Origin of the sequence: Mesorhizobium sp. B2-2-3, from assembly GCF_006442405.1 — a bacterium.
In the GTDB taxonomy this organism is placed as follows: domain Bacteria; phylum Pseudomonadota; class Alphaproteobacteria; order Rhizobiales; family Rhizobiaceae; genus Mesorhizobium.
The window spans coordinates 264967-279170 of sequence record NZ_VFWC01000009.1 but is presented as its reverse complement, the minus strand read 5'-3'; the positions used below and the strand labels follow the sequence as shown (position 1 = coordinate 279170).

Sequence of the window (14204 nt, the reverse complement as noted above, 5' to 3'; positions counted from 1 at the left end):
ATGAAAAGACTGATTGTTCCTGTACTGGCCGGCGCGATGTCGCTGGCCGCGTTCCAGGCAATGGCCGCCGACAAGGTGACGTTGCAGCTGAAATGGGTCACGCAGGCCCAGTTTGCCGGCTATTACGTCGCCAAGGCGAAGGGCTTCTACGAGGCCGAGGGTCTCGACGTCGACATCAAGCCGGGCGGTCCCGACATTGCGCCCGAGCAGGTGATCGCCGGCGGCGGCGCCGATGTTATCGTCGACTGGATGGGCGGGGCGCTGGCAGCCCGCGAAAAGGGCGTGCCGCTGGTCAACATCGCCCAGCCGTTCAAGAAGGCCGGCATGGAACTGGTCTGTCCGAAAGACGGCCCGATCAAGACCGAAGCCGACTTCAAGGGCCACACGCTCGGCGTCTGGTTCTTCGGCAACGAATATCCGTTCTACGCCTGGATGAACAAGCTTGGCCTCAAGACCGATGGCGGCCCGGATGGTGTCACCGTTCTCAAGCAGAGCTTTGACGTGCAGCCGCTGATTCAGAAGCAGGCGGATTGCATCTCGGTCATGACCTACAATGAATTTTGGCAGCTGATCGACGCCGGCTACAAGCCGGAGCAGCTCACCGTGTTCAACTACTCGGCGATGGGCAACGACCTGCTCGAGGACGGGCTTTATGCCTCGGAGGATAAGCTCAAGGATCCGGCCTTCGAGGACAAGATGGTGCGTTTCGTGCGCGCCTCGATGAAGGGTTGGAAATACGCCGTCGACAACAATGACGAAGCGGCCGAGATCGTCATGGACGGTGGCGGCCAGGACGAGAACCACCAGAAGCGTATGATGAGCGAAGTCGCCAAGCTCATCGACAATGCCGACGGCAAGCTCGACCCAGCGACCTATGAGCGTACCGCCAAGGCGTTGCTCGACCAGAAGATCATCACCAAGGAGCCGAAGGGCGCCTATACCACCGCGATCACCGACAAGGCGATCAAGTAGGCCTCAAAGCGGCCTCGTGACGGGGCTTGATGGACGATGTTGGAGGGGCGGGCGACCGCCCCTTTTTCATGCGGCCAAATCACAAAAGCGTGTGCCTGGATACATTGGGGCGGCCGAGCGTTGCGTCGGAGGCATGCGCGTGCGGGGAGCCACGGCGGATGCTACAGCCAATCGGAGGTTCTTCATGCGCACACAGACCGTACAGACCGTCTTGCCGACGCTTTCGGCGCTGGCCATTTCGACCGCTTTCCTGTTCGCGTCGCCGGCCCTGGCCGACATGATGAAGTTCAAGGCGACGCTCGATGGCAGCCAGCAGAGCCCACCCGTCACCACCAAGGGCAAGGGAACCGCCACATTCACCTTTGACACCGCCAAGAAGAAACTCAGTTGGAACGTCAAATACTCCGGCCTCAGCGGGCCGGCGACGGCCGCACATATTCATGGCCCGGCCGCGAAGGGGGAAAATGCGGACCCCGTAATCCCGTTCAAAAAACTCAAGAGCCCGATCAAGGGATCGGCGACATTGACCGATACGCAGGTGACCGATCTGGAGGCCGGCAAATATTACGTCAACATCCACACCGCGGCCAACAAGGACGGCGAGATCCGCGGTCAGATCGAAAAGGCGGCGGCGTCGATGTAACGCGACGTCGCTCGGGGCGCGCGCCCGTATTTGCTTGCGAAAGCTTTGCGGGACAGCGCCGCCCTTTCTACTGCCGGAAACCGACTTTCAGGCCTTGTCTCTTATTTGCGTCATCGTTCGGGTCGGGGTGATTGCCTCCGGATCGAGCCGGATTTCGACGATTGCCGGCTTGCCGCTGGCGCGAGCACGCTCGAAGGCAGGGGCGAAGTCGGCGGTTTTCTCCACCGTTTCGCCATGGCCACCATAGGCACGCGCCAGGGCGGCGAAGTCCGGATTCTTGAGGTCCGTGGCCACCACCCGCCCGGGGTATTCACGCTCCTGGTGCATGCGGATGGTGCCGTAGATGCCATTATTGACGACGATGACGATGATCGGCAACCCGTATTGTACGGCGGTGGCGAATTCCTGCCCGTTCATCAGGAAGCAGCCGTCGCCGGCGAAAGCGACTACGGTGCGATCCGGATAAAGCGCCTTGGCCGCTACCGCCGCCGGCGTTCCGTAACCCATCGAGCCTGAGGTCGGCGCGCCCTGTGTGGCAAAGCGGCGGAAGCGATGGAAGCGGTGCACCCACGTGGCGTAGTTGCCGGCGCCGTTGGTCAGGATGGCATCGTCGGGCAGCACCGTTTCGAGATAGGTCATGATCAGCCCCATCTGGACGGCGCCCGGACCGCTTTCCGGTGGGGTCGACCAGTCGAGATAAGCGGCATGGAGCTTTGCCGTCTCCGCCGCCCAGCCCGGCGATGCCGGTCCCTTCCGGTTGGCGAAGGCGCGCACGAAGGCGGCGGGCGAGGCGTTGATCGCAAGCGTTGGACGGTAGACGCGGCCTAGTTCGCCGGCATCGGGGTGGACATGGACCAGCGTCTGGTCAGGGTAGGGGCTCTTCAGCAGCGTATAGTCCGAGGACGGCATCTCGCCCATGCGGCCGCCGATCAGCAGCACCAGATCGGCCTGCTTGATTGCTGTCGCCAGCTTCGGGTTGATGCCGATGCCGACATCGCCGGCATAGTTCGGGTGCAGATGATCGAACAGCATCTGGCGGCGGAAGGAGCAGCCGACCGGTAGCGACCACGCCTCGGCGATGCGGGTGATTTCCTGAACAGCCTGGAAATCCCAACGTGTGCCGCCCAGGATCGCGATCGGTCGTTTGGCGGCATTGAGCAGCGCCTCGAGCCGGTCGAGTTCGGCTTCGGCGGGGCTGGTCTCGACCGGGGTGTAGGCGATCGCGGCCGGTACATCGACGACACTGGTCAGCATGTCTTCCGGCAGCGAGATGACGACGGGACCTGGGCGTCCGGAGGTCGCCACGGCAAAGGCGCGGGTGACGAATTCGGGAATACGCGACGCATCGTCGATCTCTACCACCCATTTTGCGATGTCGCCAAAGAACCTGACATAGTCCACTTCCTGGAAGGCCTCGCGCTGCTTGGCGTGGCTGGCGACCTGGCCGATGAACAGGATCACGGGAACTGAATCCTGCATGGCGATATGGATGCCGGCGGAGGCATTGGTGGCGCCGGGGCCGCGGGTGACGAAGCAGATACCGGGTTTGCCGGTCAGGCGGCCTTGGCAGTCGGCCATCATGGCGGCGCCACCCTCCTGGCGGCAGACGATGGTGCGGATCGCCGAATCGTGCAGCGCGTCGAGCACCGCGAGGTAGGATTCGCCTGGCACGCAGAAGATACGGTCGGTGCCGTTGGCCTCGAGCGCGTCGACGATCAATTGTCCGCCGGTTTTCATTTTGCTCTCTCCAGTTCGGCAAGGATTTCGTCAGTATGTTCGCCCAGGCGGGGCGAGGGGCGCTCATAGACGAGCGGTGTTTCGGACATGATCATCGGTGCGCGAACCGAGGGCAGAAGATTGCCATGGCCGTCGTCGAGATCGAGCCGCATGCCGCGCGCGATCGCCTGCGGGTCGGCGAACATCTGTCCGATCGTGTTGATCGGGCTCGCCGGCACGCTGGCCGCTTCCAGCTTGGCCAGCAGCGGGTCGCGATCCTTGGTCTTCAGCGCCTCGACGATCCGCTCGCGTAGCGCCGCCCGGTTGGCGACGCGGGCCGGATTGGTGGCGAAATCGGGATTGCCGGGCAATTCGTCCAGCCCGACCACCGCGCAGAACCTGGCGAACTGGCCGTCATTGCCGACCGCCAGGATGATGTGACCGTCCCGGACCGGCAGCACCTCGTAGGGCGCGATGTTCATATGCGCGTTGCCCATCTGCACAGGCGACTTGCCGGAGACGAGATAGTTGAGGTTCTGATTGCCGAGCGCCGAGATCTGGGTGTCGAACAATGCCATGTCGATGTGCTGGCCTTCGCCGGTTTTTTCGGCGTGGCGAAGGGCCGCCTGGATGGCGATGACGGAATAGAGGCCAGTGAAGATGTCGGAGATGGCGACGCCGGCCTTCTGCGGCTCGCGTCCCGCCTCGCCGGTGATCGACATCATGCCGGCCATGCCCTGGATGATGAAATCGTAGCCGGCGCGCGGCGCGTACGGACCGTCCTGGCCGAATCCGGTGATCGAGCAATAAACGAGGCGCGGATTGATCTTGCGCAGGCTGTCATAGTCGAGTCCGTATTTCTTCAAACCGCCAAGCTTGAAGTTTTCGATCAGCACGTCAGACGTTGCCACCAGCCGGCGCACGGTTTCGGCGCCCTCCGGTGTCGAAAAATCGATGGCGATGGAGCGCTTGCCGCGATTGCAGGAATGGTAATAGGCGGCCGACAGGTTCTCGCCATCCTTGCCCATGACGAAGGGCGGGCCCCATTTGCGGGTGTCGTCGCCGCCGTCCGGGCTTTCGACCTTGATGACGTCGGCGCCGAGATCGGCAAGCAACTGCCCGGCCCAGGGCCCGGCAAGGATGCGGGCGAGTTCGACGACGCGGACGCCTTTCAGCGGGGGCTCAGCCATAAATCACCAGAATTGGTCGGAACCGAAGCCTCTATCAACAGAGATTGCCGCTGTCACGGCTCTTGCAATGGGCCAACGCTTCATCGCGTCAGGATCGTCTCGGCCCATGCCGCGAAATCGTCCATGACGATGTCGCGATTCACCTCGTTCAGGCTTTCGTGGCGGGTCTCGCTGTAAACCTTTGAAACGAGATTCGAAAAGCCCATTTTGCGCATGCGTCCGGCAAGCTGGATGATCCCTTTGCCATAATCCGAGGCAGGGTCTTTTTCGCCCCCCACGACGCTGAGGGACAGGTCGCGCCGAACGCCGGCAAAAGCTGCGTCCCTGCCGCCATTGAGCGCCATCTGGACGACATCGCGCCACATCGACACCGAGGCGTCCCAGCCGCATAGCGGGTCGGCGATGTATTTGTCGACCTCGGCCCCGTCGCGTGACAGCCAGTCGAACAAGGTCCGGTGGTTGGGCACCGCCTTGCCCCAGGCCTGGAAGGTGAGCTTCGGCAGCAGGCGCGATGGGACGTCCGAGCCGAGCCGCATCCTTTCCCATGCAAGGATGCCGAGCGCCACCTGCCCGAGCAGGCCAGCTGAAAAATTGCCATTCCAGATGGCGGCGGCGTGAACGCGGTTCGAATGGGCCAGGAGAAAGTTCAGCGCCACGGACGCGCCCATCGAATGGCCGAACAGGATGACGGGCAGGCCCGGCTGCTCCCCGGCGATGAGATCATGGATGGCGCCGACATCGGCGATGACCTTGGCGGGGCCGTCCTCATGCGCGAACCTGCCCAGCGGTGCGTCGGGCGCCTTCGTTGCGCCATGGCCGCGATGATCGTGAACATAGACGCTAAAGCCGCGCGCGCCCAGGAAATCGGCAAAACGATCATAGCGCGCCGCATGTTCTGCCAGACCGTGATTGATCTGGATGACGGCGCGCGGATGGCCGTCGGCCTGCCGGACCAGAAGATTGAGGTCGGCGCCGGTCGGCGAACGGACCATGCGCTGCTGGCTGAATGACATTCAGTGATTTCCACCCTGGCCCGCCTCGGTGGCGCCGGCCTTGTTTGCGCCGGGGCCGGTTCAGCGTCAATCCGCCATTCCGGATTTCTCGCGATGATGTTTCTTGCATCTGGCCGGTGGAATATCGCAATTCTGACATGGACACAGCTTCAGTCTGTCGCCCACCTTTTTCATCCAGGGATTCCCCATGCGCATTGCTGTTGTTTTCGGATTGGCCATGTTGGCGGCATCGTTAACGGGTGCGGCCCATGCCGACGTCAGGATGAGTGGCACCTTCGTTGCCGACGCCTCCTGTCCGGCGACGCAAGCCATCAAGAACGGCAAGAATCCCGGCAATGTCTCGACTGATGCCGGACAGAGCTATCAACTGCTGGCGGGCAACAAGGATGCGCCGACGCACTATCTCATCCTGGTGCCGGGCGCAGATCCGGATCGGCGCTGGGTGAAGGTCAGTTGCGGACATCTCTCCGGCAGCAGCGCAGCAACGCTGCCGGCGACCCCCGGCGGGCAGGGCAAGCCTGCGGCGTCAGGAAAACCCGAATATGTCTTCGCGCTGAGCTGGCAGCCGGCTTTTTGCGAGACCAAGTCCAGCAAGAGCGAATGCAAGGCACAAAACCCGAATGAATTCGATGCCAGCAACTTCACCTTGCACGGCCTGTGGCCGCAGCCGAACGGGAACTTCTATTGCCAGGTACCGGCCAGCGACAAGGCCAACGACAGTCCGGCGCACTGGAAGGATCTTCCGCCTGTCAATTTGGACGCCGGCACGCGCACGGAACTCGACAAGGTGATGCCGGGCACTGCTTCGCAGTTGGAGCGGCATGAATGGATCAAGCACGGCACCTGCTACGGCAAGAACCAGCAGGAGTACTTTTCCGACGCACTCAGCCTGATGCGTGCGGTGAACGGCTCAGCGGTGCGCGATCTCTTCGCCAAGAACATCGGCGGCAAGCTGACGGCGGATCAGATCCGCGGCGCCTTCGACCAGGCCTTTGGCGCCGGCGCCGGCGATCGCGTGCGCGTCTCCTGCGTCATCGATCCGTCGAGCGGCCGGCGGCTGATCGGAGAGTTGACGCTTGGCCTTGCCGGTCCGATCGGCCCAAACAGCTCGCTCAAGGACCTGCTGCTGGCCTCGGTGCCGACCAACAAGGCCGGTTGCCCGACCGGAACCGTCGACGCAATCGGGTTCCAGTAGGTCCTGAGCTTCATTCCAGCCGGCAGGCAGGCCGGGGCGCCAACGCCCGTTGTTGTGCGGCCTGTGATCGGTTCGATGCGGCGAAAGCGATTGCCGTTCGGCTCCGCATCGCCTACATAGCGGCCAACCTCCATTCAGATCGACAAATCAGTCAGTTTTTCAGGGAAAGCGCGCGTGGCACGCCAGTTCATCTATCACATGTCAGGCCTGTCAAAGGCCTACGGCACCAAGAAGGTGCTCGATAACGTTCATCTGTCCTTCTACCCGGACGCCAAGATCGGCATTCTCGGTCCTAACGGTTCGGGTAAGTCGACCATCCTGCGCATCATGGCCGGGCTCGACAAGGAGTTCCAGGGCGAGGCGTGGCTGGCCGAAGGCGCCACGGTCGGCTACCTGGCGCAGGAGCCGCAGCTCGACAACAGCAAGACCGTGCGTGAAAACGTCATGGACGGCGTCGGCAGGAAGACCGCCATCATCGAGCGCTACAACGAATTGATGATGAACTATTCCGACGAGACGGCAGACGAGTCGGCCAAGCTCCAGGACGAGATGGATCGGCTCAACCTTTGGGACCTCGAGCAGCAGGTCGAGATGGCGATGGACGCGCTGCAGTGCCCGCCGGCCGATTCCGAGGTGACCAATCTGTCGGGCGGCGAGCGCCGCCGCGTGGCGCTGTGCCGGCTGCTCCTGGAACAGCCCGACCTGCTTTTGCTCGACGAGCCGACCAACCATCTCGACGCCGAGACCACGGCGTGGCTGGAAAAGCACCTGCGCGACTATCCGGGCTCGGTGCTGATCATCACCCACGACCGCTACTTCCTCGACAACGTCACGGGATGGATCCTCGAGCTCGATCGCGGCCGTGGCATCCCTTACGAGGGCAACTACACCAAATATCTCGACGCCAAGGCCAAACGCCTGATCCAGGAAGGCCGCGAGGACGACGCCCGCCAGAAGTCGATCTGGCGCGAGCGTGAGTGGATCCAATCCTCGCCGAAGGCGCGCCAGACCAAGTCCAAGGCCCGTATCAAGGCCTATGAGGAACTGGTCGAGCAGTCGCAGAATCGCAAGCCGACCGACACGCAGATCGTCATTCCGTCGGGCGAGCGCCTCGGCAATGTCGTCATCGAGGTTGAAGGGCTCACCAAGGGCTTCGGCGATGAGCTTTTGATCGAGGACCTGTCGTTCAGGCTGCCGCCGGGCGGCATTGTCGGCGTCATCGGCCCGAACGGCGCCGGCAAGACGACGCTGTTCAAGACCTTCACTGGCCAGGAAAAGCCTGATGCGGGGTCGATCCGCATCGGCGAGACGGTCAAGCTCGGCTATGTCGACCAGAGCCGTGACGCGCTGGACTCGAACAAGACGGTGTGGGAAGAAATCTCCGGTGGCGCCGAAGTCATCAAGCTTGGCAAGCACGAGGTCAACAGCCGCGCCTATTGCTCGTCCTTCAACTTCCGTGGCGGCGATCAGCAGCAGAAGGTCGGCAACCTTTCGGGCGGCCAACGCAACCGCGTGCATCTGGCCAAGATGCTCAAAGGCGGCGGCAATGTGCTTTTGCTCGACGAACCGACCAACGACCTCGACACCGAGACGCTGAGCGCGCTCGAAGACGCGCTGGAAGCCTATGCCGGCTGCGCTGTCATCATCAGCCACGACCGCATGTTCCTCGATCGCATGGCGACCCACATGCTCGCCTTCGAGGGCGACGCGCATGTCGAATGGTTCGAAGGCAATTTCGAGGAGTATGAGAAGGACAAGCTTCGCCGCCTGGGCGCGGAGGCGGCGGCCCCGCACCGCATGACGCATAAGAGGCTGACGCGGTAAGGGCCGTTATTGCGGTGGCGGTTCCGGGTCGGCGACGACGGGATCGTCACCCAATTGGGATAGCCGGCTTGTCGCGCCGGTCATGGAAGGTGGCAACCGCCGCGAGGTGTACCGTTGAACAGCCCAGCAAAGCCCGATTGGTCCGCCGCCCAATATTTGAAGTTCGAGGACGAGCGCACGCGTCCGGCGCGAGACCTGGTGGCTCAGGTGCCCGTCGATTTTCCACACAGGGTTGTCGACATAGGCTGCGGGCCGGGCAACTCGACCGAGCTTCTGGTCGAGCGCTGGCCGGATGCGCAGGTGAGCGGCTTCGACACGTCTCCCGACATGATCGAGAAGGCTAGGGCACGCCTGCCCAATGTCAGCTTCGACCTTGCCGATGCCTCGACATGGGCGCCGGCTCAACCGGTCCATGTGATCTTCGCCAATGCCGTGTTCCAGTGGCTGCCGGAACATCCTGATGTCTTCCAGCGGCTGATGGGGTTTCTTGCGCCCGGCGGCGCGCTCGCCGTGCAGATGCCAGACAATATGGGCGAGGATTCCCACAGGCTGATGCGCGAGACCGCCGCCGAAATGCCGTTTGCCGCGAAGATGAAGGGCGCGGCGCGCGCGCCGCTGCCGCCGGTGTCGTTCTATTATGATCTGTTGTCGCCGCTCTCGGACCGGCTCGACATCTGGCACACGGTCTATAACCATCCGCTGGCCGACGCCGGGGCGATCGTGGAATGGGTGAAGTCGACGGGCTTGAAGCCTTTTGTCGACCCGCTCGATGCGGACGAGAAGATGCTGTTCCTCGAAAGCTACACGGCCAAGATCGCCAAGGCCTATGAGAAGACCGCAAATGGCAAGGTGCTGTTGCGTTTCCCGCGCATTTTCATTGTCGCCAAGCGGGCTTGAACGACCAACGTCGATGAGGAGCCGGGGCAGTTCGTGTGCAGCCGCGACGACGGCGCATGCTGGAACAACTCACAGACTAACACCAAACTGTGCGCATGGTGGGGGGACGTGGGAACCGGTTTAAGCTGGCATAAACCGGCTCAATGCGACAAGGGTTGCGCCGGGCCTCCCTTACGCCCACATCAAAGCCCCTGAACGCCTGCGGATGGGACGGACTGGACATGCATCGCGTCATCATCAGCGGTATCGGCGTCGAAATCCCCGAGCCAGAGATCAGCAATGAGGAACTGGTCGCCAGTTTCAACAGCTGGGTCGACACGGAAAACGCGCGCCGGTCGGGCACGGACCAGCCGCTGCTGCAGAAATCGGACAGCGACTTCATCGTCCACGCCTCGGGCGTGCGCAGCCGTCATGTGATCGAGCGCGAAGGCATACTCGACCCGACCCGTATGGCGCCGCGCATTCCCGCACGGCCGGACGATGCGCTGTCGCTGGAGGCCGAGTTCGGCATCGCTTCGGCCCGCAAGGCGCTTGACCATGCCGGGTTGCTGCCCTCCGATATCGACCTAGTGATCTGCTCGGCCTCGCACCACCAGCGGCCCTATCCTGCGATCGCCATCGAGATGCAGCAGGCCCTGGGCACCAGGGGGGCGGGCTTCGACATGGGGCTCGGCTGTTCCTCTGCCGCGGCAGCATTGCACATGGCGGTCAATCTCGTGCGTGCGGGCGCCCACAAGCGCATCCTGGTGACGACGCCCGAGATCATCACCGGCCATCTCAATTTCCGCGACCGGCAGACGCATTTCATCTTCGGCGACGCCTCGGTGTCGATGGTGGTCGAAGGGCTGGCACTCGGCGAGAAACGGCCGGGACGTTTCGAAGTGCTCGACACGCGCATCTGGACGCAGATGTCGAACAACATCCGCACCAATCTCGGCTACCACACCCGCACCGCACAGGACGATCCCTACAGGATCGATCTGGAGGGCAATCTGATCAAGCAGGTCGGCAACAAGGTGTTCAAGGAAGTCACCGTCGCCGGGCACAAATTCATCGTGGAGTTCCTGGCCGAGCACGGCCTGACGCCGCAGGCGGTGCGACGCTTCTGGCTGCACCAGGCCAATGCGCGCATGAACGCCATGATCCTGAAACTCTCATTCGGCCACGAGGTCGATCATGACCGCGCGCCCATGGTGCTGGAGCGTCTCGGCAACACGGCGGGCGCCGGCGCCATCGTTGCGCTGTCGGAGAACCATGCCGACATGAAGGCGGGCGACTTCGGGCTGATCTGCGCTTTCGGCGCGGGGTATTCGATCGGCGGCGCGCTGCTGCGGATGCTGTAGGACGCGCTTGCCGCTTCAGGCCGGCGAAAAGGGAACGAGCATCGGCACGCGGCGCGCGTAATCGTCATAGGCGGGCCCAAGCTCGCCGCGCAGGAAACTTTCCTCCAGCCTCGCCTTGATGACGATCCCGACAAGCAGCAGGGCGGCGCCCGCGACGCCCCATACCGTGCCCTTGACGGCCATGGTGGCGAGGACCGAAAGCAGCAGGCCGGTATAGATCGGATGACGGACAAGCGCGTAAGGGCCGGTGTCGATGATGCGATGATCGGCCTTGGCCGTTACCGTGCTGGACCACAGCCGGCCGAGATGCAGGCGGGCCCACCATGCAAAGCCGATGCCGATGGCGATCAAGGCGATGCAAATCCAGGCTTGGGTGAGCGTCAGTGTCCAGAGCCGAAGCCGACCCACATAGCCGTGCGCCGGGACGAACAGCAGGACGGTACCGGCGAGCCAGAGAACCCGATATCGCGCCTCCGCCCTGAAATCCGCCCGCTTGCGCACGGGATCGGCCCATGATGCGGCAAGGATCCACGATACCAGCCAGAACAACCAGAGCGCGGCAACGGCGTGTCCCACCTGCATGACCCGAACCTCCTCCCGATCTGGCGCCATCGTCTATGCCCGCGGCGCGGCGGCAATGCGGTGCGCTGAGGACGGCAACGGCGTTTCCGGTAAGAAAGTCGTGATCGGCATCAAACGGCGTGATCGGATCATCAGCGCTTTCGACTGGACCGCATTGCGGAGGGCCTCTAGACGAGACTGATGCAGGAAACCAACCTCGACCTTTTTCCGGCGGACCTGACGGTCGACATCGTGCCGGGCCGCAAGCTGGCGGCAAGAGCGGCGGCGCTCTATGCCGCTCCGTTCGACCATTTCGAAACCAAGGCGGTCGAGGAATTGCAGTTGGGCTTCGACGGCATAGCGGGCGATTTTCATGCCGGGATAACGCGACGCTCCGGCGGGCGCGAACCCTGGTATCAGCGCGGCACCGAGATGCGCAACGAGAGACAATTGTCGCTGGTGTCGGCGGACGAACTCGCGCTGGTCGCCGAACGCATGGGCCTCAAGGAGATCAAGCCTGAGTGGATCGGCGCCAATTTGCTGATCGAAGGGATACCGCATCTTTCGATGCTGCCATCCGGCTCGCTGCTGTTCTTCAAGGGCGGCGTGACGGTCAAGATCGATGCCCAGAACAAGCCATGCCGCGTCGCCGGACAGTCGATCTCCGAGCATGTCCGGGCGGCGGACCGCGACGCCACCGCGCTGCTCTTCCCGAAAGTCGCCAAGCGGCTGCGGGGCCTTGTCGCCTGGGTCGAGAAGTCCGGAATCGTCAGGTCCGGCGAGGAAATCTCCGTGCGGGTGCCCGAGCAGTGGATTTATCGCGCCTGACGAGGCAGCCTCGCCGCCGCTCGAAACGGCGTGGGCTGAGTGATCTGACTAGGCCTTGCGGTTCTTGTTGGCGCCTTGCGCCATGACGGAGACATGGTCCCACTTTTCCCAGGTGGCGATGCGGTTGGCGTATTCCTGTTTGATCATCGGCAGCCCGCCGTCGCCGAAGAATACCCTGAGAGGCGGCTCGGCCGCGTCGACGATGGCCAGCATCGCCGGTCCGGTGGCCTCGGGATCGCCGGCCACCGCGCGGCTGCGGCGCTCCGCCATGGCGGCGCGGACGGGCGCATAGGCGTCAAGCGCTTTCGAGACCTTTGCAGACGGACCGGCCCAGTCGGTGGAGAAGCCGCCGGGCTCGACCAGCGTGACATGGATGCCGAACTCGGCGACCTCGAGGCTCAGCGACTGGCTGAAAGCTTCCAGCGCCCATTTCGAGGCGTGGTAGAGGCCAAGCGAGGCGAAGGCATTGACGCCGCCGATCGAAGAGATCTGGATGATGTGGCCGGAGCGCTGCGCACGCATGATCGGCAAGGCGGCCTGGGTGACCCACAGCGCGCCGAACACATTGGTTTCGATCTGGTCGCGGGCTTCCTGCTCGCTGACCTCCTCGATGGCGCCGAAATGGCCATAGCCGGCATTGTTGACGACGACGTCGAGCCGGCCAAAGCGCTTGTGCGCCCCGGTGATTGCGGCATCGACGGCTTTCTTGTCGGTGACGTCGAGCTTTATCGCCGCGATGTTGTCGCCATACTTCTCGACGAGATCGGCGAGTGTGCCGGCATCGCGGGCGGTTGCCGCGACGCGGTCGCCGCGAGCGAGCGCGGCCTCGGCCCAGACCCGGCCAAAACCTTTCGACGATCCGGTGATGAACCAAACCTTGTTTGTCATGATGAAGTCCTTGCCCGTGCAAGCTGGAATTTTTTCAGAGATAAGTGGAGGCCTCTCCGCTTTGTGCCATATACGGTGCGTCCCGCGACTTTCCAGAGGCGGTGGCGGAATTATTTGGACGGGAGCGGCGACCGGTCAGGGGTAGCGTACAGCGCTCGACCAGGCCGGATCCTTATGCTTGTCCCAATAGAGCGCCATCAGTCGGCCGGTAATCGCGCCGGGCCTGCCGTCCGCGACTGGGCTGCCGTCGATCATCGTGACCGGCATGATGCCGCCTGCGGTAGAGGTGATGAAGACCTCGTCGGCCTCGCGCAATGCCGCGACACTGACGTCCGCCGGGGTGGCGAAGAGGCCTTCCAGCGCACAGAGATCGAAGACAGTGCGGCGGGTTATGCCGGGTAGCACGCCGATCGCCGGCGTCGAGAGCTTGTTGTCCTTGATACAGAAGACGTTGAAGCCCGGACCTTCGGCGACATTGCCGTTGAAGTCGAGAATGAGCGCTGTCTCGGCGCCGCGGTCATAGGCATCGTAAAGGCCGCGCACCAGGTCGAGCCAGTGGTAGTTCTTGATCGCCGAGTCGATCGAGGCCGGCGGAATGCGCACCTTGTCGCTGATGGCGACATTGAGGCCGCGCTGTAACTGCTCGGGATTGGCGACCGAGCCGAACGGCACGGCAAACGCCATGAAGCGGTTGATCGCCTGGCGCGGATCGCGGCTGAAAGTAGGGGAAGCGCCGCGCGTGCACAGCATTTCGACATAGGCGGCGCTGTGTCCCGACAGTGCCACGCAATTGTGCAGGATCTCCGTCACGCCATCGCGGTCGAACGGGATCGTCATGCGCAATTTCTCCAGTCCGCCGAAGAAGCGGTCGAGATGCAGGTCAAGCCGGAAGAAGCAGCCGTTCCAGACATGCACCGTGTCGTAAGTGGCATCGGAATGCAGGAATCCCCAATCCAGCACCGAGATCTTGGCCTGCGACATCGGCAGGTACTGGCCGTCGAGGAAGGCGATGCCGTCGGGATAAGCATGCGGGTCGACGTGGCGGTCGCTCACCACAGGCAGCGGCCGTGTATCCTGTGCGGTCTGGCTCATCGGCACCTCCTTGCATCACAGGCTATCGGTGTCAGGCAGAGG

Annotated in this window: 13 protein-coding genes; 7 read left to right on the top strand and 6 right to left on the bottom strand. The window is 63.2% G+C overall.

The window, feature by feature from the left end; translation table 11 throughout:
- Window positions 1-972 (top strand): ABC transporter substrate-binding protein, encoded by a 972-nt coding sequence (locus FJ951_RS18895; RefSeq protein WP_140516654.1) that lies wholly within the window; start codon window positions 1-3, stop codon window positions 970-972.
- Window positions 973-1156: 184 nt separating this feature from the next.
- Window positions 1157-1615, top strand: coding sequence for a CHRD domain-containing protein (locus FJ951_RS18890; RefSeq protein ID WP_140516652.1), 459 nt, complete (start codon window positions 1157-1159; stop codon window positions 1613-1615).
- Between the two features lie 87 nt (window positions 1616-1702).
- Here FJ951_RS18890 and FJ951_RS18885 read toward each other — a convergent pair whose 3' ends face one another.
- The 3 genes from FJ951_RS18885 to FJ951_RS18875 form a co-directional block, all read right to left on the bottom strand.
- On the bottom strand, window positions 1703-3352 hold the full coding sequence (locus FJ951_RS18885; protein WP_140516650.1) for a thiamine pyrophosphate-binding protein: 1650 nt from the start codon (window positions 3350-3352) through the stop codon (window positions 1703-1705).
- Entirely contained in the window at window positions 3349-4521 is a 1173-nt protein-coding gene (locus FJ951_RS18880; protein WP_140516648.1) for a CaiB/BaiF CoA-transferase family protein, read from the bottom strand. The genes FJ951_RS18885 and FJ951_RS18880 overlap by 4 nt, the downstream gene beginning before the upstream one ends.
- A gap of 80 nt (window positions 4522-4601) precedes the next feature.
- Entirely contained in the window at window positions 4602-5534 is a 933-nt protein-coding gene (locus FJ951_RS18875; RefSeq protein ID WP_140516646.1) for an alpha/beta hydrolase, read from the bottom strand.
- A gap of 187 nt (window positions 5535-5721) precedes the next feature.
- Between FJ951_RS18875 and FJ951_RS18870 the strand changes: the two genes are divergently transcribed.
- The 4 genes from FJ951_RS18870 (at window position 5722) to FJ951_RS18855 (ending at window position 10793) form a co-directional block, all read left to right on the top strand.
- Entirely contained in the window at window positions 5722-6729 is a 1008-nt protein-coding gene (locus FJ951_RS18870; RefSeq protein WP_140516644.1) for a ribonuclease, read from the top strand.
- 174 nt (window positions 6730-6903) lie between these two features.
- Window positions 6904-8553 carry an energy-dependent translational throttle protein EttA gene (gene ettA, locus FJ951_RS18865; protein WP_140516642.1) on the top strand — a complete coding sequence of 550 codons (1650 nt, stop codon included), beginning with the start codon at window positions 6904-6906 and terminating at the stop codon, window positions 8551-8553.
- A gap of 114 nt (window positions 8554-8667) precedes the next feature.
- On the top strand, window positions 8668-9450 hold the full coding sequence (gene tam, locus FJ951_RS18860) for a trans-aconitate 2-methyltransferase (protein ID WP_140516640.1): 783 nt from the start codon (window positions 8668-8670) through the stop codon (window positions 9448-9450).
- Between the two features lie 221 nt (window positions 9451-9671).
- Window positions 9672-10793, top strand: a complete 1122-nt coding sequence (locus tag FJ951_RS18855; RefSeq protein WP_140516638.1) for a beta-ketoacyl-ACP synthase III — start codon at window positions 9672-9674, stop codon at window positions 10791-10793.
- Window positions 10794-10808: 15 nt separating this feature from the next.
- Here the strand turns inward: FJ951_RS18855 and FJ951_RS18850 are convergent, their stop codons facing one another.
- The gene (locus tag FJ951_RS18850) at window positions 10809-11375 is read right to left on the bottom strand and encodes an isoprenylcysteine carboxylmethyltransferase family protein (protein WP_140516636.1); all 567 of its coding nucleotides are present in this window, start codon (window positions 11373-11375) and stop codon (window positions 10809-10811) included.
- A 180-nt stretch (window positions 11376-11555) separates the two neighbouring features.
- On the opposite strand from FJ951_RS18850, the gene FJ951_RS18845 reads away from it, so the two are divergent.
- Window positions 11556-12182: an MOSC domain-containing protein gene (locus FJ951_RS18845; RefSeq protein WP_140516634.1), complete on the top strand. Its 627-nt coding sequence runs from the start codon at window positions 11556-11558 to the stop codon at window positions 12180-12182.
- 48 nt (window positions 12183-12230) lie between these two features.
- Here FJ951_RS18845 and FJ951_RS18840 read toward each other — a convergent pair whose 3' ends face one another.
- Both FJ951_RS18840 and FJ951_RS18835 read right to left on the bottom strand, forming a co-directional pair.
- Window positions 12231-13070, bottom strand: coding sequence for an SDR family oxidoreductase (locus FJ951_RS18840; protein ID WP_140495160.1), 840 nt, complete (start codon window positions 13068-13070; stop codon window positions 12231-12233).
- Window positions 13071-13205: 135 nt separating this feature from the next.
- Window positions 13206-14162, bottom strand: a complete 957-nt coding sequence (locus FJ951_RS18835) for an aminotransferase class IV (protein ID WP_140516632.1) — start codon at window positions 14160-14162, stop codon at window positions 13206-13208.
- Between the last annotated feature and the right edge of the window lie 42 nt (window positions 14163-14204).